Origin of the sequence: Rouxiella silvae, from assembly GCF_002093625.1 — a bacterium.
In the GTDB taxonomy this organism is placed as follows: domain Bacteria; phylum Pseudomonadota; class Gammaproteobacteria; order Enterobacterales; family Enterobacteriaceae; genus Rouxiella; species Rouxiella silvae.
Genome location: NZ_MRWD01000064.1, coordinates 10,504 through 30,472 on the forward strand (window position 1 = coordinate 10,504; position 19,969 = coordinate 30,472).

The window sequence follows — 19,969 nt, forward strand, 5'->3', positions numbered from 1 at the left end:
CTCATACATTTTACCTTGCCCCTCCTTTTGCGTACGCACGAGGAAAAATTTTCGTGAAAATGGCTTTCGTTCAATGGATTAAGAACCAAAGGGTCCCCCAAGCCTCACAGGGAATAACGTTAAGCGACAACAAAGACGATCGCGAGATTGCCCCGATTGCGGCCGAAATTTTTTCTATCGATCAGATGGAAAGATACGGCGAAAAACTTGCACAGTCGCACAAGCTTTCTACCAAAAAAGCGCCCTACTATTTATTAAACCGCCTGACGGATAGCGAAGCGCTGTTATCGCACAACTGCAATATTTTGAGCGCAGGTGGTGATAAAAGTATCGCGCCCGCCGCCGAATGGCTGCTCGATAATTTTTATCTGATTGAAGAACATATACGGCTTGTCCGTCAACTGCTGCCAAAAAACTTTGGTATGGGTCTGCCTACGCTGGTCAGTCCACACAACTGCCCGCGTATTTATGATATCGCCACCGAGGCCATCGCCCACAGTGACGGTCATTGGGATGCCAGCACCTTAACGCGCTTTATTGCGGCCTATCAGAAAGTGACTCCGCTGAAGCTTGGTGAGCTGTGGGCGTTTCCCGGCATGCTACGGCTAGCGTTAATCGAAAATCTGCGACGCATCAGCATTGAAGTGACACAGGCGCAGCAGGACCGCAATCTCGCCGAGCTCTGGGCGACTAAAATCCAGGACAGCGCTGAAAATGACCCGACGGGTCTGATTATCGTCATTGCCGATATGGCGCGCACCAATCCTCCACGCACCAGCGCCTTCGTTGCCGAATTAGTGCGTAGGTTACAGGGTCACGGAACCCTGTTGGCGCTGCCACTCACCTGGATTGAACAACGTCTGGCGGAGGTTGGCCTGAATTCAGCCGAACTGATCGTGCGTTATAACCAGCAGTTGGCATTAAGCCAGCTTTCTGTAAGCAACAGCATCGCCGGGCTGCGTAAGCTCAACGAAATGAACTGGGCCGACTTTGCAGAAAGCGTGAGTGAAGTCGAAAAAATCCTCCAGCAGGATCCGGCCGAGGTCTACCCAGACATGTCATTTGCCACCCGTGACAACTACCGTCACGTGATTGAAAAATTAGCCCGACACTGCCGTTATTCTGAAACAGAAATCGCAAGCAAAGTTCTGACCCTGTGCTCACAGGCGCAGGAAGAGAGTCAGCTTCGACACGTCGGCTATTATCTGGTTGACACAGGTCGGGTTGAGTTGGAGAAGCTGCTGGATATTCGTTATTCGCTAATCAACTATTTCCGTCACCAGATGAATAAAACACCGCTGCTGTCCTGGCTCGGCAGCCTGAGTCTGCTTATTACGGCGCTCACCGCAAACCTGCTTTACGAGACCCACAGCCGTGGGATGGGCTGGACCCTGTGGCTGCTGCTTATTCCTATCATAATAATGTGCAGTCAGTTCGTCATGGAATTGCTTAATGAAACGGCCAGCCGTACCCGCACCCCGCGAGCACTCCCGCGCATGGATTTTTCACTGTCTATTCCGGTTGAGCACAGCACGCTGGTGGCGATCCCCTGCCTGCTCGGCAACCGTAGCGGGATCGACAAACTGATCAACAGCCTTGAAGTCTGCTATCTCGGTAACAGCCATCAACATCTTTATTTCGCGCTAATCGCCGACTTCTTCGACAGTAAAACCGCCACGCTGCACACTGACGACTCGCTGCTGGAGTACGCCAGCGACAAAATAAATCAGCTCAATCGGCGCTATTCGCCCGACGACGCCAGTCGATTTACCCTGCTACATCGCGAAAGCCTGCTCAATTTGGCGCAAGGTGTGTGGATGGGTTATGAGCGTAAACGCGGCAAACTCTCGGCGCTTAACCGCTGGCTTCGTGGCGCAGAAAACATGTTTACCACCAGCGTGGGCGCTACACAGCAGCAGCTCGCGGGCATTAAATATGTCATTACTCTCGACAGCGACACCATTTTACCCCGTGACCACGCTCACCAATTGGTCGCCACTTTGGCACATCCGCTTAATCGGCCCGTTTACAGTCCTGAGTTGATGAGGGTGGTCAAAGGCTACGGTATTCTTCAGCCACGGCTTGCCGAGGAAATACCCCGCTATGGGCAAAGCCGTTATGCTGCGATCAGCAGCAGCCTTCCGGGCACTGACCCTTATACCTCAATGTCTTCCGATATTTATCAAGATATATTTGGCGAAGGTTCATTCGTTGGCAAAGGGATTTATGACGTCGATATATTTACCCGCGCTAATGAAAATACCTGCCCCGAAAATCTGGTGCTCAGTCATGATTTACTTGAGGGCTGTTATGCGCGCTCCGGCGTGGTGAGCGACGTGGTGCTGTATGAACAATATCCGGCCAATTATCTGGTCGACGTGGCGCGCCGAACCCGCTGGATACGCGGCGACTGGCAGTTGCTGAACTGGCTGCGGCTGCGGGTAAAACAGGCCGACGGCAACTACTGCGCTAATCCGCTTAGCATGCTCTCACGCTGGAAACTGCTCGATAACCTGCGACGCAGTCTGGCCGCGCCTTCCCTGCTGATTATGCTAATGAGTGCGCTGGTGTGGGTGCCCAACGGGGAATATTGGCTGACCTTTATTATCACGTTGCTGCTGTTGCCAAGCGCAGCGGCCCTGCTGCTGAACCTATTAAACAAGGGCGCGCAGGCCAGGCTTGCTCCGCACGTTAAATCGGTCACACTGGGCATTATTTCACGACTGCTGCGCATTGGCCTCTATATCGCTACCCTGCCGCATGAAAGTTACTACACCCTCAAAGCAATTATCGTCACCTTATGGCGGTTGAACATCAGTCATAAGCACTTGCACGAATGGGCCAGCAGCTGTGATGTTAATAGACCGCGTTACGCCATTTCGTCTGAAAACCTCTACCGGGTGATGTGGGTAAATCCGCTGGCCGGGATCCTGCTGAGCCTTTTGGTGATGCACTACAACCCTATGATGATGTGGCTTGCCGGGCCGTTGAGCCTAGTTTGGCTGGTAGCCCCTCTGCTGCTGGGATGGTTAAGCAAGGCACCACGCAAGCCTGCGGCAAAAATTTATACCACCCAACGCACCTTCCTGCGCCGCACCAGCCGTGAAACCTGGTCCTATTTCTCGACGTTTGTTAATCAGCAAGAAAACTGGCTGCCACCGGATAATTTCCAGGAAGTGCCCCAACCTAAAATTGCCCATCGTACTTCGCCAACCAACGTGGGTCTGTCGCTGCTGGCCAATATGACCGCCATGGATTTTGGCTATATCACTCAGGGAACCATGTTGCAGCGCACCGGCCTGACGCTTGACACGCTGGACAAGCTCGAACACTATCGCGGCCATCTTTACAATTGGTACGACACTCGCACATTAGCCCCCCTTAACCCTCGCTATGTCTCAAGCGTAGACAGCGGCAACCTGGCGGGGCATCTTTTGGTGCTGGCCACTGGAGTTGCCGGTCTGCGTGATGCGCCGGTGCTTGACGCCGTACAGATGCTGGCTGGGCTAGAAGACACACTGCTGCTGATTGAAATGGAAGCCAACCCACAGCTGCGAGACGGCCTATGTACCCTGCGAAAGCATTGGATAAGGGCCACGCAGTTGCCAGTGCACAAGATGTTTAGCGAACTCAACACTATGCTCGACGTGTCTTCTGCACTATTACCAGACACCAACAGTCAGTGGCTGGTTGAGCTTAACCAACAATTAGCCGGATTCTGCCAAGAGTGGGAACTGCTGTTTACCTGGATGCAGCATGAACCCGTGGGCAAAAAACTGCCGTCATTGCGTGCCCTGTCTCAGCTTGAGTTTAAAGTGCCGGGGCTTGATCAAAACAAAATTGCCTTGGCGGTGAATCTGGCGCGTAAACGGCTGGTATTGATCAATGAACTTGAGCAGCGTCTTCAAGAAAACGCGCTGATGGACTTCAAGTTCCTCTACAAGAAAACGACCGAGCTGCTCAGCGTGGGCTACAACTGCGAAACGAACAAACTCGACGGCGGTAATTATGACCTGCTACCGTCTGAAATACGCCTGACCAGTTTTTTCACTATTGCCACCAATCAACTGCCGTTAAAGAGCTGGTTTGCACTCGGCCGGCTGTTTACCGTGCTTGATAAACAGCCGTCGCTAATGTCCTGGAGCGGCTCGATGTTTGAGTATTTGATGCCGCAGTTGGTCATGCCTGCCTACCCCAATACGCTGCTTGTGCAGATGTGCCGCGCGGCAGTAAATCGACAAATTGCCTGGGGCGATGAGCACGATGTGCCGTGGGGCGTTTCTGAATCGGCCTACGCGGCTTTCGATCCTGGTCAAAACTATCAGTATCGCGCGTTTGGCGTTCCGGGCCTCGGGCTGAAACGCGGCCTCGGTGAGGACATGGTCGTGGCTCCTTACGCCACGATAATGGCCCTCATCGTTGAGCCTCAGGCTGCCATCTCAAACCTGCTGCGCTTGGAAAGTTTGGGTGCGCGCGGTAAATACGGTTTCTATGAGGCGCTGGATTACTCACCTTCGCGACTCAATCACGGCGAGACTTTCTCTACAGTGCGGACTTACATGGCGCACCATCAAGGAATGAGTTTTCTGGCACTGTCGCACACGTTGCTCAATGCACCGATGATTGAACGTTTTGCCGATAATCCGCTGTTCCAGTCAGCGCTTCCACTGCTACAGGAGCGCGTACCTGACGCACTGACGCTTTACAGCCCGCGTCGGCAGTTTGATACCCTTGATGCGCTGCAAAAGGTCAGTTTTGATCTCAGGCAGTTTAGCCGCGTCGACAGCCCAGTGCCTGAGGTTCAACTGCTCTCGAACACCCAGTATCACCTGATGGTCACTCAGACCGGCGGCAGCTACAGCACCTGGCGTAATCTGGCGCTCACCCGCTGGAGATCGGACGCTACGCGCGATAACTACGGCGCGTTTTGCTACATCTCCGACCCTAAAAGTGGTGAGGTTCTCAGCAATACCTGGCAGCCGCTGGGCACTACAACCGGCGACTATCAGGCCGTGTTTACCGACGCAGGCGTCGAGTTTATGCGCATCGAAGGTACGTTGAGCATCAATACCAAAATCGTAGTCTCACCGGAGGACGATGTAGAAATAAGGCGCATGACCTTGACACACCGCGGTCGTCAACCACGCACCTTAGAAGTCACTACCTACGCCGAAGTGGTGCTCGCACCGCTGGCCAACGACATGGCACATCGGGCCTTCAGTAACCTGTTTGTGCAGACCGAACTGGTGCCTGACCGTGAAGGTATTCTCTGTCATCGCCGTCCGCGTGAAGAAGATGAGGCCTGCCCGTGGCTGTTTCATATGAACGCCATTCACGGCGAAACCGAGCGTGAAACCTCCTTCGCGACTGACCGCGCGGCCTTCATTGGGCGAGGTCAAACTTGTGCTTCACCGCAGGCCATGCGCAGTGCTGGGCCGCTCGACAACAGTGCGGGGCCGGTTTTGGACCCCATTCTGTCTATTCGCCAGCGCGTGGTGCTCAAACCTGGCGTGCCGCTGGTCATTGATATGGTTTACGGTATTTCTGAAACTCGCAACCAAAGCCTGTCGATGATGGAGAAATATCGTGATAACAATATTGCCGACCGCGTATTTAATATCGCACGCTCGCACAGTCAGGTCGCTCTGAGGCAAATCAACGCTAACGAAGAACAGGCGAATCTGTTTAACCGACTGGCAGGTTCGATTATTTTCCCCAGCGCCGAAATGCGCGCCGATGCGCAAACGCTGATGCGCAACCGACGCGGACAGTCTTCCCTGTGGAGCCATTCACTTTCCGGTGATTTCCCTATCGTCTTATTGATGATTACCCGCGTAGAGAACATCCCGTTAGTTGCCACGCTGATTCAGGCGCACAGCTACTGGAGGTTAAAAGGCCTGGCAGTAGATTTGGTTATTCTCAACAATTCGCACGAGGGCTATCAGCAGGAGCTGCATAACGAAATTCTTAATCGAGTAGCGGCAGGTGCGGAATCTAGCCTGATTGATAAAAATGGGGGGATTTTTGTCAGGATCAGTGAACACATCCCGCCGGAGGATTTGACGCTGCTGATGAGTGTTGCCGTCATCAACCTCGACGACAACAGCGGGGAATTGGTCGATCAGCTGAATCAGATAATGCAGCCTTCACAAAACATTCAGTCGAAACTGGTTCCAATGCAGAACCTGCTGCCGCTCAATCTCACGCCGCGCAATTTTGAAACCAAACAGTTGAGCTGTTTTAACGGTTTAGGCGGTTTCTCGCCCGATGGGCGCGAATATCAAATTTTGCTTAATGATGGAATAAACACCCCTGCGCCGTGGGCAAACGTGATTGCCAACGACAATTTTGGCTGCGTTATTTCAGAAAGTGGACAAGCCTATACTTGGTTCGAAAATGCTCATGAATACCGACTAACGCCGTGGGAGAATGACCCGGTCAGTGACGGCTGCGGTGAAGCGTTTTATCTGCGTGACGAAGAAAGCGCTGAGGTCTGGTCACCGATGCCGCTGCCAGTCCGCAGCGGCGAGGCCTATTTGAGTCGTCACGGATTTGGCTACAGCGTATTCGAACACCGCCATTTAGGCATTGATAGTGAACTGACGGTTCTGGTCGATGAGTCATCGCCGGTGAAGCTGTTTATTCTGACCCTCAGCAACGTCTCTGGCCGCACGCGCAAAGTTTCGGCAACCGGCTACGTTGAGTGGGTGCTTGGCGACTTGCGTTCAAAATCTGTCATGCATATTGCTACCACATCGGCCAACGTTAGCGGTGGCTGTGGCGTGTTGGCAACCAACCACTACGGCAGTAGCGACAGTGAGCGCACTGCCTTTTTAGCCGTCACCGGCGTGCACTGTTCTGTTACTGGGGACCGCCGTGAGTTTATTGGCCGAAACGGTTCTTTGGCACTGCCTGCGGCAATGCAGCAGCAACGCCTTTCAGATAAAACCGGTGCCGGATTTGACCCCTGCGCCGCCGTTCAGTCCGCTACGACGCTGATTGATGGCGATCAGCGAACGCTGGTGTTTGCCTTGGGCGTAGGAAAAGACGCGCACGACGCCGAGCAGCTGATTCAGCAATTTTTGAATGAGAACGCCGCCCGTTCGGCCTTGTGCCGTATTCATCACTACTGGCATCAGCGCCTCGATAAAATTCAGATCATCACGCCAGAACCGGCGGTGAATTTGCTGGTGAACGGCTGGTTGATTTATCAGACCCTTGCTAGCCGAATAATGGCCCGCAGCGGATACTATCAGTCGGGCGGAGCCTTTGGTTTTAGAGACCAGTTGCAGGACTCACTGGCGCTGGCACATGCCGCACCCGAACGGATGCGTGAGCAAATTTTGCTCTGCGCCAGCCGTCAGTTCGTTGAAGGTGACGTGCAGCACTGGTGGCATCCGCCGACCGGTCGAGGCGTTCGCACCCGCTGCTCTGACGATTATCTGTGGCTGCCGCTGGCACTTTGCCATTACGTCGACATCAGCGGAGACCTAGATATCGCCAGTCAATCGGTCACCTACCTCGAAACGCGTCTGCTGGCCGCCGGCGAAGAGTCTTTCTATGGACAACCTCTGCCGAGCGCATTGAGCGAGCCACTGTTTCAGCACTGTGTTCGCGCCATCCGGCACGGATTGCAGTTTGGTCAACACGGGCTACCGCTAATGGGCAGCGGCGATTGGAACGACGGCATGAATAACGTCGGTATTAAAGGTGTGGGTGAAAGCGTGTGGCTTGGTTTCTTCCTGCTCAACGTGCTACAACGCTTTGCCGTGCTGGCCGAACAGTTGGGCGAAATCGAGGTAGCCAAACTGTGTCAGCAACAGAGCAAACAGCTTAAGCAAAACCTCTATGACCACGCCTGGGACGGCGAATGGTATCTGCGCGGCTACTTTGACAGCGGCGAAACCTTAGGGTCACATGTAAATCAAGAGTGCCAAATTGATGCCATTGCCCAGAGTTGGGCGGTGCTGGCGGGTGCCGAAGACCCGCAGCGGACAAAACAGGCCATGACATCGCTGGATAAACATCTGGTTGATGAAAGCGCCGGGCTTATCAAGCTGCTTACCCCGCCGTTTAATGATGAAGGCCCTAATCCGGGTTACATACGCGGTTACCTGCCGGGCGTTCGCGAAAACGGAGGGCAGTACACGCACGGCGCGATATGGGCAGTCATGGCCTTTGCCGAGATGGGCGAAACCGAACGCGCATGGCAGCTGTGGGCGGCCATTAATCCGGTTAACCATAGCCTGACCCCTGACGCCGCCGAGCGCTATAAGGTTGAACCTTATGTCATGACCGCTGACATCTACAGCGTAGCCCCCCACGTAGGCCGCGGCGGCTGGAGCTGGTACACCGGCTCCGCTGGCTGGGCCTATCGTCTGATTGTGGAATCACTGCTGGGCATAAAACGCCACGGGCAGTTTATCTCAATAACCACCCAATTGCCCGCCGACTGGCCGCAGGTGAGTGTGACCTATCAGCAAGGCAGCAGTCAGTATCAGATAACAGTTAAACGCGCCGAAGGCATTGCCCGAGTCATGCTCGACGGACAGCCATTAGCAGACGCCATGATCCCCATTAATGACGACGGCGTTCAACACGTGGTTGAGGTATGGATTTAAAACGTCTCTCAGGCGGCGGTCTGATTTAACTCGGATGCCGCCTTCTTCCAGCCAACTTCTGGCGCGATCAGCTCGATGAAGTCCGTCAGGATCTGCTGATACTCCTCAATGTTGAATTCATACGGCAGTTCAATGCGCAGCTCGCTCAACTCATGCAGCAAGGGATCCTTGTGCAGTTGTTCAAGAATTTGGTCTGCACTGCCAACCAAGTCCGGTGAGAACAGCGTGCGGCGATCGCCCTGCGGTGCAAGCGTGCGCGCGTGTCTTGAGGCTGCAAAGTCGGTATAGCGACGGCGGGTTGCAGCGTCGGCGCTGTCGAAGGGCACAATCACTCGGCCGCGCGCGATACGTGGTGTAGGGTTAGCATTGACATGATGGTGGGTCGCCAGAGCGGCGCGATAAACCTCAAGCTGCCTGAGTTGGGCGGTATAATAATCGTCGGTATTCTCGCCCGACGTCAGGTTGCCTATCAGCAAGTTCAGGTTGTTTTCCCCTGCCCATTTCACCGATCTGAGCGAGCCACCGCCGTACCACAAACGATGGGTGAGTCCTGAGGCATAAGGCTGTAATCTCGGGCGCTGCCGGTTGCCGGGTGACTCGATAAAACTCTCCTGATCCCCCAAGTAGCGGCCGCTCAGATTATCTATTAGCCGCTTGACGCGATTATACGAGAAGTCCTCACTGCGCCAATTTTCGTTAAAAACTTCGGCTCCCAACAACTCGGCGTGCGCGGGTTGGCCTGCGCTAAGCCCAACGTTTAGACGTCCGCGCGACAGCACGTCTACAGTAGAAAGATCTTCCGCCAGCCTGAACGGGCTTTCATAGCCAACCTGAATGACCGCCGTGCCCAGTTCGATAGTTTTGGTGCGCTGGCTGGCCGCGGCTAAAAAAGTGCTGGCTGATGAAACGCCGTGCTCGAGATGGCGCTGACGCACCCAGGCCCCGTTGTAACCTAGCCGCTCACCGGTTTCAAACAGTTGTAAGGTTTCTTCCAGTCCCTGCCAGGGCGCGTCGTCGGGATAATTACCTGGCGTAAGAAAGGCGAGATGTGAAATGGCGAGCTGTGTCATAAGCTATTGTCCCTAAGCATGAAAGTGGTGTAGTGACATTATGCGCAAGGGAAAATACAAAGTTAAATGCGTAAAACAGCGATGCTTAGCACAATTACACGATTAAAAAACCCGCCGTCAGGCGGGGGGATTTAGGGATATAAACCGCGGTCTTTACGCGCCATTAAAATACGCTCACAGGCGACGGCGTAGGCTGCGGTGCGCAATGTCACGTTCAAACTCTCGGCTTTATTCCATACGGCAATGAGGGCGTCGTTCATTATGCTGTCGAGGCGTTGGTTTATTTCCTCTTCAGTCCAGAAAAAGCTGGAAAAGTCCTGCACCCATTCGAAATAGCTCACGGTTACCCCACCGGCGTTGCAAATGACATCGGGCACCACGGTAATCTGGCGTTTACGCAAAATATCATCCGCAGCAGGCAGCGTGGGCCCGTTCGCCCCTTCCAACACCAGCTTGCAGCTCAGTGCGCTGGCCCGCGCCTCGGTAATTTGTCCCTCGAGGGCGGCAGGAATGAGAATATCGAAAGACTTAAGCCAAAAAGCCTCATGACGAATGTTCTCGGCCTGGGTAAACCCGGCAATACTTCCGTGCTCGCGCTGCCAGGTCAGCAAAGCTGGGATATCAATGCCCTCTTCACGATATAAGCTGCCGCTGTGGTCCTGAATCGCCACAATTTTAGCTCCGCGCTGATAAAATAGCTCGGCAGAAACGCTGCCGACGTTGCCGAATCCCTGCACCGCCACGCGGCACGCTTTGACCTCTAACCCAATACGCTGAGCCGCCGCCATGCCAGTCACAAAAACGCCTCGGCCTGTGGCTTTAACTCTGCCCAATGAGCCGCCGAGGTGCACAGGCTTGCCGGTCACTACGCCGGTGGTAGTGGCCCCCACGTTCATGGAATACGTGTCCATCATCCACGCCATGACCTGCGCATTGGTGCCGACGTCCGGTGCAGGAATATCCTGCTGCGGCCCAATGATATTGCCAATTTCACTGGTATAGCGCCGAGTGAGTCTTTCAAGCTCTTTAATTGACAGCTCGCGCGGATCCACCCTCACCCCGCCTTTAGCACCGCCAAATGGCAGATTAAGCACCGCGCTTTTAATGGTCATCCAGGCGGAAAGCGCCATCACTTCTTCGAGCGTGACGTCGGGATGAAAACGAACGCCGCCCTTGCCCGGACCGCGTGACAGATTATGCTGCACGCGATATCCCTCAAAATGGCGCACGCTACCGTCGTCCATCTCCAGCGGAATATCAACGATTAATGCGCGTTTGGGATGGCGTAAGGTGTCGGCCCAGCGGGTCAAATCGCCGAGATAAGGCAGTACACGTTCAACCTGTGCCAAATAGGTTGCCCAGGCGGAATCTGCTTCGTCCGAAACGTAAGAAAGCGCAGTCATTATTTAACCTCTTAATTAGGGGATGCTCTTAATACAGGCGAAGGAAATCCTCACCGGGGGTGATAATAAAAATAAGTATTTATTTTAAAGCGTATTACACCGCGTAGAGTGAATAAGAAAGAGCCAATGACTAATAAGATAATAAGGGGCCGCAGACCGTATCTGCGGCCCCTTATTTAATCATTATGCTACTCCGCTATTTAACTCGGCACTCGTCTACGGAGAAAGTGTTAGCCACCGCAAAACCGCGCAGCCCACCGATTAATACTGACATAAGTTGAGTGCCTACCTGTTTTTCACTTAGCCCTACGGTGTCAATCAAATCAAAAATCTCTCGTGGATCGAACAGGATGTTCCACAGGAATACGGCCTTATCGCCGATATCCGGAAGGTCCATTTCCTGCATCGAATCGCGCAGCGCGGGTCGCACGGCGTTGGCCTGCACCAACAGATATTCCGCACCTTCCCACAGGCGCTCAAGGTAACCACGACGATTACGCATGGGCACCATTGCTGCGCCGCGCTGTCGCACCAGTTTTACCCAGTAGCGGCTGACCTGTTCAAGCCTTTCAAGCCCGCTGCCTCTGAGCTTTTCACTGTATTCAAGCAGCAGTTGGCCCACCTCTTGCCGATAGGTATTTAAGACCTCCTCTACCGAGGCAAATTGGCGGTATGCGGTAGCCACTGAAACACCGGCTTCATTGGCGATTTCCGTCATACTGATAGGCCCTTCGACGACTTCAAACAGCCGTGCAGCAGCCTGGATCAGATTTTTACGGTTCCTTTCGGTATCACTGCGCATCGTTTTTGCCATTTCACTCTCTGCCTATGGTGTGTATCTTTACTTATCCAAGTGACGCCAGACCACGCTTGAGCCGTTTAACGCCTTCGACAATCGCTTCTTTACTGGCGGCGTAGGACAGACGTAAATGGCCTTCTCCGGCGGCGCCAAACTCACTGCCCGGTCGCACGGCAATTCCCTGTTCGCGCAGCAGCGCAACCATATCAATGGCAGGAATAGGCAATGAATAAGAGGGGAAGCAGTAAAATGCGCCTTCAGGTTCATTAAGCTTTAACCCAGGTATCGCCAGCAGCCCTTCCATCATCAGAATACGACGTTCGCGATAGACATCATACATTCGTTTGACGTCATCTTTGCACTCCTTGAGCGCGACAACCGCTGCGCGCTGCACCGCTGTATTTACCGAACCGTTGACGCTGTTGTGCACGCGGGCCGCCGCTGCAATCATATCGGCCGGGCCTGCGAGATAGCCAACGCGCCAGCCAGTCATTGCATAACTCTTTGAAAAAGTTTGGCAAAATAACGTACGCCCCCGAAAAGCAGGCACCTGTAGCACTGACGTGAAAGGCTTACCGGTGAATACCAAGTCACTGTAAGCCTCATCGGCAATCACCAGCGTGTCGTGCTGATTGACCAAACGTCCGAGTGTTTCAATCTCTTCACGGGTGTGCACTATGCCGGTAGGATTACCCGGGTTACAGAATACAAACAGCTTGGCGCCCTCCAAGCTGCTGGCCAAACGGTCGAGATCCCAATGTAAATCGGCCTTGCAAGGCATCGGCACACAAACGCCTCCCGCCATATTCACCAAATCAGCGTACAAAGAATAGGTCGGGTCAGGGATAACTACGCGGTCACCGGGATTGACGATAGACAAAATTGCCGCCGCCAGTCCCGCTGTGCCGCCGTGAGTGACCAACACTTCGCCCTGCTTGACCGGAAAGCCGGACTGCGCCGACACTTCTTCGGCCAGCGCTTCGCACAGCAGTTTATCACCCAGCAGTGGCGCATAGTGGGTGAAGCCGTTCCTCAACGCCTGGGCGGCTGCCTCAACAATGCGTGGCGGGGTATCAAAGTCCGGTTCGCCCATCGCCAGTGAGACCATATCACCGCTGGATGCCGGCTGTTGTACCCGCAATGAGGTACGTTCAATACGCAGTACGGCTTCGGCCGCGATAAACTTTTTAGTTAAAGAAGACATGTTTCACCTTGATTTATGCAGTCATCAACGAATATTCATAGCCTGACGAGACGCGCTTATTAATCGCTCAGTCCCGCAGGTGCGCCCTTCCAGCGGCTTAGCTCGAGGTCGCCCGAGATATCGCGCATAAACGTCGGCGCAACAATCAGCTCTTCGATTACCGTGCGAGCGGGCAGACCCGCGCACAGCAGCACCGCTTCGGCGACGTCTTCCGGCTGCACCATGTTGTCGCGTATATTTTGCGTCGGCGGATTGGCGCGGTTGTCCATAATGGGGGTATTCACTTCGCCCGGTAAAATACAGGTTGAGCGGATACCGTCGTTGCGAAAAGTATTGTGCAGATAGGTCATAAAGTTGCGCACACCGGCCTTGGCCGCACCGTAGGCTGCCCCGCCCAGCAAATTAGGACGCAGCGCCGCCAATGAGGAGACCGTAATAATGGTGCCGTTCTTTTTGGCCAGCATGTCCGGCAGCACCGCCTGCGTCAGCAGAAACACCGCTTTAAGATTGACGTCCTGCACCTGTTGCCACTCATCTTCTTCAATCCAGCGGGCATTCAGGGTTTTGCTGGCGCTTCCGGCGTTATTAACCAGAATATCGACCGACCCCAGCTCGTCGTTCACCCAACTAATCAGTGCCTGAACCTGCTGTTTGTCTTCAATGTGTGTGGCACGGCTCCAGGCATCTCCGCCCTTTTCACGAATGGCCTGAGCAACGCCTTCAAGCACCTCAATACGGCGACCAACCAGCACCACTTTTGCACCCCGCGCGGCCAACAGCTCCGCTGAACACTTGCCTATACCGCTGCCAGCACCGGTCACGATGACTACTTTTCCTTGTAGCGTATCCATAATTAGCCTCTTTTTAACGCTTCAGTGGAGACGCCATAGTCACGCAGGGCGCCTTCTTCGGTGATATAGCCTTCCTGTAAATCAAACAGGATGGCCGCCTTACTGCGTTCTGCCACCGGGCTTTTACCGCCGCCGCCGGGCATCTGAATGGTGACTTCATCGCCGGGCAGCACGTCGTGACGACCAACCGGCTTCTCAAGCTGTTTGCCGTTAATGGCGATAAAGTTTGGTGCCCCGGCTTCTCCTCCCAACACGCCCTGCGCCGGATGCTTTTGACGCGAGTAGAACATGCTGTGCGACAGGGGGAATTTGCTGGTATTGCGGATAACCATGCGTTGGGCCACGCCGCCGCGATAGCGCCCTGCACCGCCAGAGTCCGGTACAATCGACTTTTCGGTAAACAGCAGCGGCGTCGAGGACTCGATAAGCTCAACCGGCGTTGAGGACATATTGCCTGGGAAGCCGGTTACAATACCGTCTGCCGCAGGTCTTGCCCCCGTTCCACCGTTAACGCACAGGCTTTCAACGAAGCGGCGACCGTCGTCGAACTGACCGGCAAACACGTCACAGGTCACCGGCGCACTGCCTGAGTGGCCCATTACGCGGTCAGGCATAATTTCAGACAATGCGGTGAAGATGGCGGCGTGCGCCATGTGCCCCACGCGGTTGCGCATTTCCACGGCGCAAGGCGGACGGGCGTTGGCGATTGAACCCAGCGGCGCCGTCACGGTGATCGACTTGAAACAGCCTTCGTTGTTGGGTAAATGCGGCTCAAGCAGGCATTTGAGTGGGTAAACGCTGTAGGCATAGGTAAAGGACATCGGACAGTTGCTGCCAAACAGTGATTCGGCGGAGGACCCGGCGTAGTCAATCGTGATATTACTGCCCTCAACGATAACTGCCACGTTGAGGTGAATGTCACCTTCGTAATCACCAATATCTACTGCAGCCTCATAACGCCCGTCTGGTACCGCCTCGATAGCCTTACGCATGGCATTTTCAGTCAGAGAATGGATTTTTTCAGCCAGCGGCTCCACCGAATCGATGTTCAGGTCGTCCATCAGGCCCAACAGCCCCTTGGCACCAATCTGATTGGCGGCGAGCATGGCGTGCAGGTCACCTTCCACCTGATCCGGCGAGCGCACGTTGGCCAGCAGCAGGTCAAGCAGTTGCTGATTAACTTCGCCCTCAAGCATCAGTTTACTAGGAGGAATGAGAAATCCCTCTTCGAACATGTCACGAGAAGAGCCCATATTCAGCGATCCACCAATGTCTGACATGTGCGCCGCCGAGCCGGTGAAGGCCACCAACTGCCCATGACGAAACACCGGCGTGACAATAGTGACGTCATTAAGGTGTCCTGTGCCCAACCACGGATCGTTAGTCACTAAACTGTCGCCAGGCCGGAGTGTTTCGGCCGGATATTTTGCCAAAAGATGACGAACGGTCGCCGGTAAGGTCCCGATAAACACCGGTACGCTGGTTTTCGGCTGCGCCAACGAGTTGCCCTTGGCGTCCATCAATAGGCATGAATAGTCGCCCACTTCACGAATAATGCTGGAAAACGCCATGTTGACCAGCGTGGCCGCCGCCTCTTCAGAAATACTGACCAGGCGGTCCCAGGTGATCCTCAGACTGATGGGGTCATTGAGAAAACGCAGGTTGTCAGGGGTTGAGGTTGTCATTATTTCAGCTCCATCAGAATATTGCCTTGTTCATCAAGCATCGCGGATGCGCCCGGTCCGACATAAATCGCACACTCTTTTTCCTGCAATAGCGCGGGTCCGGCTATCCACTCGCCGGTGACCATCAGACTGCGCGGCACTACGCGACAGTCGCTGAAGCCGCTGTCGCGTCCGAGATATACCGCAAGGGTTTTCTCGTGTGCGCCTTCATCCGGCTGCGCCTGTTTGTCAGAGGTGTTCATCAGCGGCGGTGTGGTTTGTACCCGTCCACGCCAGTTAACCACTTCAACGCCCTGACCCGGCAACGTACGGCCAAAGCGGGCGAAATGTGCTTCTTCGAAGGCAGCAATCAATGCGCCAACGTTAGCCTGCTCTTCAAACGCCTGCGGCAGCGTGACGGTCAGTTCAGAACCTTGACCGACGTAGCGCACATCGGCCAACTTTTGTGTGCTGGCGGTGGCAGGGTCAACATTTGCCGCCGCCAGCGTGGTAAAGGCCTCATCGAAACCTTCGGCAAAGATTTTTTGCACGGCGACCATGTCGATTGCAGCCTCAAGCCGGCAGCGACTGCTGCGCACAAAGTCGGCGCTTGGCGGCGCAGTGAGTAGGCCGAAGGCGGAATACACACCGGCCCCATTGGGGAAATAGACTTTTTTGACTGAGAGGATCTTGGCCAGCGACCACGCGTGGCTGGGGCCTGCGCCCCCAAATGCCAACATAGTCATCTGGTGCGGGCTCACGTTTTTCTCGACTGAATGGGTACGCAGGGCTTCGGCCATTTTGCTGTTAGCAACTTCATGAATGCCCCAGGCGGCATCTTCAATACTCAGCCCCAACGGTTCGGCAATGCGTGAGATTGCTCTGCGCGCCGCCGAGACGTCGAGCGCCATGCGGCCACCCAGAAAAGCATCAGGGTCAAGCAGCCCGAGGACAAGATTGGCATCGGTCACGGTGGGGAGTTCGCCGCCTCGCCCATAGCAGGCGGGTCCCGGGTAAGCACTGGCGCTTTCTGGGCCGATTTCAAGCAGGCCGAGCGAGTCAACGCGCGCAATACTGCCGCCGCCCGCGCCGATTTCAATCATATCTACCACCGGAAGTTTTACCGGCAGGCCACTGCCTTTTAGCAGTCGGTCGGCGCGGCCCACTTCATAATCGGTGGTAATCGAAGGTTCGCCGTTGCGAACAACGCAGGCTTTGGCCGTGGTGCCGCCCATATCAAACGCCAGTACCTGCGGATGACCATTTTTACGAGCAAACGCCGCCGTTGCGACAATGCCGCCAGCAGGGCCAGATTCGATAATGCGTGTAGGGTAATCTGCCGCCACCTGTGGAGCCATCAGTCCGCCGTTAGAGCCCATGACCAACCAGTCGCAGGTAAACCCCCCTTCGCGCAGTTTGTGTTCCAGGCGTGCCATGTAATGACGCGCCTTGGGTTGCACAAACGCATTCATGGCGGTGAGAACACCACGGTCGTACTCACGGATCTCACGGGAAACCTTGTGCGATACCGAAATCGACACCCCCGGCAGTTCACGACTTAGAATGGCTTCAATTCGATTTTCATGTTCGGGCCACGCGTAGGCGTGCATGCAAAGCACCGCCACCGCTTCATAACCTTCAGCGCGCAGTGTGGCAGCCAGCGCAACCACTTCGCCTTCCTCAAGTGGCGTGACAACGTCACCCAAACTTGTCACTCGCTCACTGATTTCATACGCCTGAGAACGTGGGATCAGTGGCGCAGCGGGTGCACCATTGAGGTCATAAATGTCGTAACGATATTCTCGCCCCAGAACTAGCACATCACGAAATCCCTTCGTTACCACAAACGCCGTTTTAGCACCGCGACGCTCCAATAACGCATTGATCGCCAGCGTGGTGCCGTGGGTGATGGTGTGAATATCCCCCGCCGCCAACCCCGCCATTTCGACCAACTGCGTTAAACCGGTGTAGGCGCCTTCGGACGGATCGTGTGGCGTAGTCAACGTTTTATGGCGAAGGGCAACGCCTGTTTCATCGTTTAGCAAAACCAAGTCGGTAAACGTGCCACCAATATCAAATCCCATTCGCCATGTTGACGCGTGTTTCATAATTACCTCGACAGATGTTCAGATTGCTCAGATAACGCATACAGGTACGGGCTACTCCGCGCGCAGCGGTTTACCGGCAGTTTCTTTCAGATAAAAAGTACTAATCAGGGTCAGTGCGGCGGTCAGGATCACCATATAGCTTGGAATACTGGCTATACCGGTCAGGCCAATAAGCCAGGTCATCAGCAGCGGTGCGGAACCGCCAAAAATAACGGTAGATAGGTTGAAACCGATACTGTAGGCGCTGTAGCGCACGTTGGTCGGGAACATTTCCGCCAGCGTAGCCTGTATCACTGCTGCGTGTCCGGCAAAGGCAAAGGCCAGTAAAATGGCCGCCATACAGGCCAATGGCATCATGCCCAACGTCAGCAGCCAGAAGCACGGATACGCCAGCACCGCCATGGCAATCGCCGACGCCACCAGCAAAGGTTTGCGCCCAAGCCGGTCAGAGAGCCAGGCCATCATAGGAATGGCGCCAATAATGGTCAGCAGACCGCAGGCGGTCACCATCAGGCTTTGAATCTGCGTAAAGTGCATCACTTTGTTGAGATAGGTTGGCATGTAGACAAACAGCACGTAGTAGCCTGGACCATTGACCGCTGGCAGTGTGACGGCCAACGCGATGGCCTTAAGGTGACGTTTTGAGGTCAATACTTCGCGGATCGGATTACGCACGACGGCTTTGTTTTGCTTAACCATCTGAAAGTGTGGCGTGTCTTGAATACGGGTACGAATATAAACGCCAATCAGCGCCATCGGAATGGCAAGCAGGAATGGCACACGCCAGACCCAAGCTCTCATTGCCTCAGCACCGTAGATATTAATTAAGCCGCTAATTAACAGGCTGCCAAACAGCAGTGCAATAAATGACCCCATCACCAGCGGCGACATCACCACGGCACGTCGGTCATCTTCGGCGTATTCCGCCACAAAAGAACCCGCGCCCGAGACTTCACCACCGGCCGAAAAACCTTGCACGATGCGCAGTAAAATTAGCAGCGCGGGTGCCGCCCAGCCGATGCTGGCATAGCTTGGCAACAGGCCAATGGCTGCGGTGGCTAAAGAAATCATTAACAACAGGATGGCGAGTAATTTCTGGCGGCCCATTTTATCGCCCAGGTACCCACAAATTACGCCACCAAAGGGACGCACTACAAAGCTGACGGTGAAACCGAGGTACGTCAGCATCAAACCGGCGTCGCTGGTATTCATCTCGCTGGCGGAAAAAACCAGCACCAGAGTGCTGACTAAAAGACCATAAATGCCGTAGTCATACCACTCAACAAACGAACCCACGCCGCCAGCCAGTGAGGCGCGTTTAACGACGTTGCTTTTTGTTGAGTCTTTTGCCGGCAAAGCGTAATTCATCGATGCAACCTGTGATTTATTCATTGTTCTGCCCTGCTACAGTATTGAGGTTATCCGGCCCAGCATGCGGGCCGGTCTTGTACGCTGTGATTTATTGGTACTGCTGGGTGACTTCTGCGGTCATCTCAGCTTCGCGTCTTGCCACTTCTTTCACTTTTTCGAGTACTTCTTCGGCTCTCCAGAAAGGAATAATGATGATGCCGTCGTCATCGGCCACCACGATGTCGCCTGCGCAGCACACCACGCCGCCGATTGCCACGGGTTCACCAATGACGCCAGGTCCGTTTTTATAAGGACCCGCAGGACTAATGCCACGTGAATAAGTCGGTAAACCGGTCGATTCGATCACTTTTTTATCACGCACCGCACCGTCGATAACCTGACCGCGCGCCCCGGCATGTTGAAAACGCTGTGTTAGCTGTTCGCCAACTAAAGCGCGATCGACGTGCCCCATGCCGTTGATCATCATCACGTCGCCCTCTTCGATGTAGTCCAGCGCCTTAATCACCGCCGCGTTATCTCCTGCCGTAACCTGCACCGGAAATGCAAAGCCGGTGAAGGCCGTATTCGTGGTTAAGGGGATAATGCCTGCATCACACATATTTAATCGCTCCATGGCGTCACCAATATTGGCAACCGGGAAAGGCGAAAATGCCTCAAGCCAGTTTTTAGAAGGGCGAACCCAACGCGGAGCAATACGAACTTCTGCCGTTTCCAATGCCATTTTCTCTGACCTTACTGTAGGGGATAAAATGAAAAACAATTATCGAATGAGAATGTTTTATCATTTTAAAAAATAAATGTTCAATGTTTTTTTCAAGACCAACTGGTCAACTTTTAAAAATAAACCCTGAAATTCAAGCTAGAAAAAACAAAAAGTG

10 protein-coding genes are annotated in these 19,969 nt (G+C 54.4%); 1 reads left to right on the plus strand and 9 read right to left on the minus strand.

The genetic code is table 11. From position 1 onward, the window contains the following. Window positions 1–53: 53 nt before the first annotated feature. Window positions 54–8,621: a GH36-type glycosyl hydrolase domain-containing protein gene (locus BS639_RS20815; protein WP_407690325.1), complete on the plus strand. Its 8,568-nt coding sequence runs from the start codon at window positions 54–56 to the stop codon at window positions 8,619–8,621. 8 nt (window positions 8,622–8,629) lie between these two features. On the opposite strand, the gene BS639_RS20820 is transcribed toward BS639_RS20815, so the two are convergent. From BS639_RS20820 to BS639_RS20860, 9 genes are all read right to left on the minus strand, one after another. Then, the gene (locus BS639_RS20820) at window positions 8,630–9,691 is read right to left on the minus strand and encodes an LLM class flavin-dependent oxidoreductase (protein ID WP_084984210.1); all 1,062 of its coding nucleotides are present in this window, start codon (window positions 9,689–9,691) and stop codon (window positions 8,630–8,632) included. 131 nt (window positions 9,692–9,822) lie between these two features. Then, entirely contained in the window at window positions 9,823–11,094 is a 1,272-nt protein-coding gene (locus BS639_RS20825; protein WP_084984211.1) for a Glu/Leu/Phe/Val family dehydrogenase, read from the minus strand. 196 nt (window positions 11,095–11,290) lie between these two features. Beyond that, window positions 11,291–11,908 (minus strand): TetR/AcrR family transcriptional regulator, encoded by a 618-nt coding sequence (locus BS639_RS20830; RefSeq protein WP_055772059.1) that lies wholly within the window; start codon window positions 11,906–11,908, stop codon window positions 11,291–11,293. A 31-nt stretch (window positions 11,909–11,939) separates the two neighbouring features. After that, window positions 11,940–13,097 carry a pyridoxal phosphate-dependent aminotransferase gene (locus BS639_RS20835; protein ID WP_084984212.1) on the minus strand — a complete coding sequence of 386 codons (1,158 nt, stop codon included), beginning with the start codon at window positions 13,095–13,097 and terminating at the stop codon, window positions 11,940–11,942. Window positions 13,098–13,156: 59 nt separating this feature from the next. Next, window positions 13,157–13,948 carry an SDR family oxidoreductase gene (locus BS639_RS20840; RefSeq protein ID WP_084984213.1) on the minus strand — a complete coding sequence of 264 codons (792 nt, stop codon included), beginning with the start codon at window positions 13,946–13,948 and terminating at the stop codon, window positions 13,157–13,159. 2 nt (window positions 13,949–13,950) lie between these two features. Then, window positions 13,951–15,633 carry a hydantoinase B/oxoprolinase family protein gene (locus BS639_RS20845; protein WP_055772050.1) on the minus strand — a complete coding sequence of 561 codons (1,683 nt, stop codon included), beginning with the start codon at window positions 15,631–15,633 and terminating at the stop codon, window positions 13,951–13,953. Then, window positions 15,633–17,720, minus strand: a complete 2,088-nt coding sequence (locus BS639_RS20850; RefSeq protein WP_055772046.1) for a hydantoinase/oxoprolinase family protein — start codon at window positions 17,718–17,720, stop codon at window positions 15,633–15,635. Before BS639_RS20850 ends, BS639_RS20845 begins: the two co-directional genes overlap by 1 nt. A gap of 51 nt (window positions 17,721–17,771) precedes the next feature. Then, window positions 17,772–19,112, minus strand: a complete 1,341-nt coding sequence (locus BS639_RS20855) for an MFS transporter (RefSeq protein ID WP_055772044.1) — start codon at window positions 19,110–19,112, stop codon at window positions 17,772–17,774. Between the two features lie 67 nt (window positions 19,113–19,179). Continuing rightward, window positions 19,180–19,812: an RraA family protein gene (locus tag BS639_RS20860; protein WP_055772041.1), complete on the minus strand. Its 633-nt coding sequence runs from the start codon at window positions 19,810–19,812 to the stop codon at window positions 19,180–19,182. Window positions 19,813–19,969: the final 157 nt, after the last annotated feature.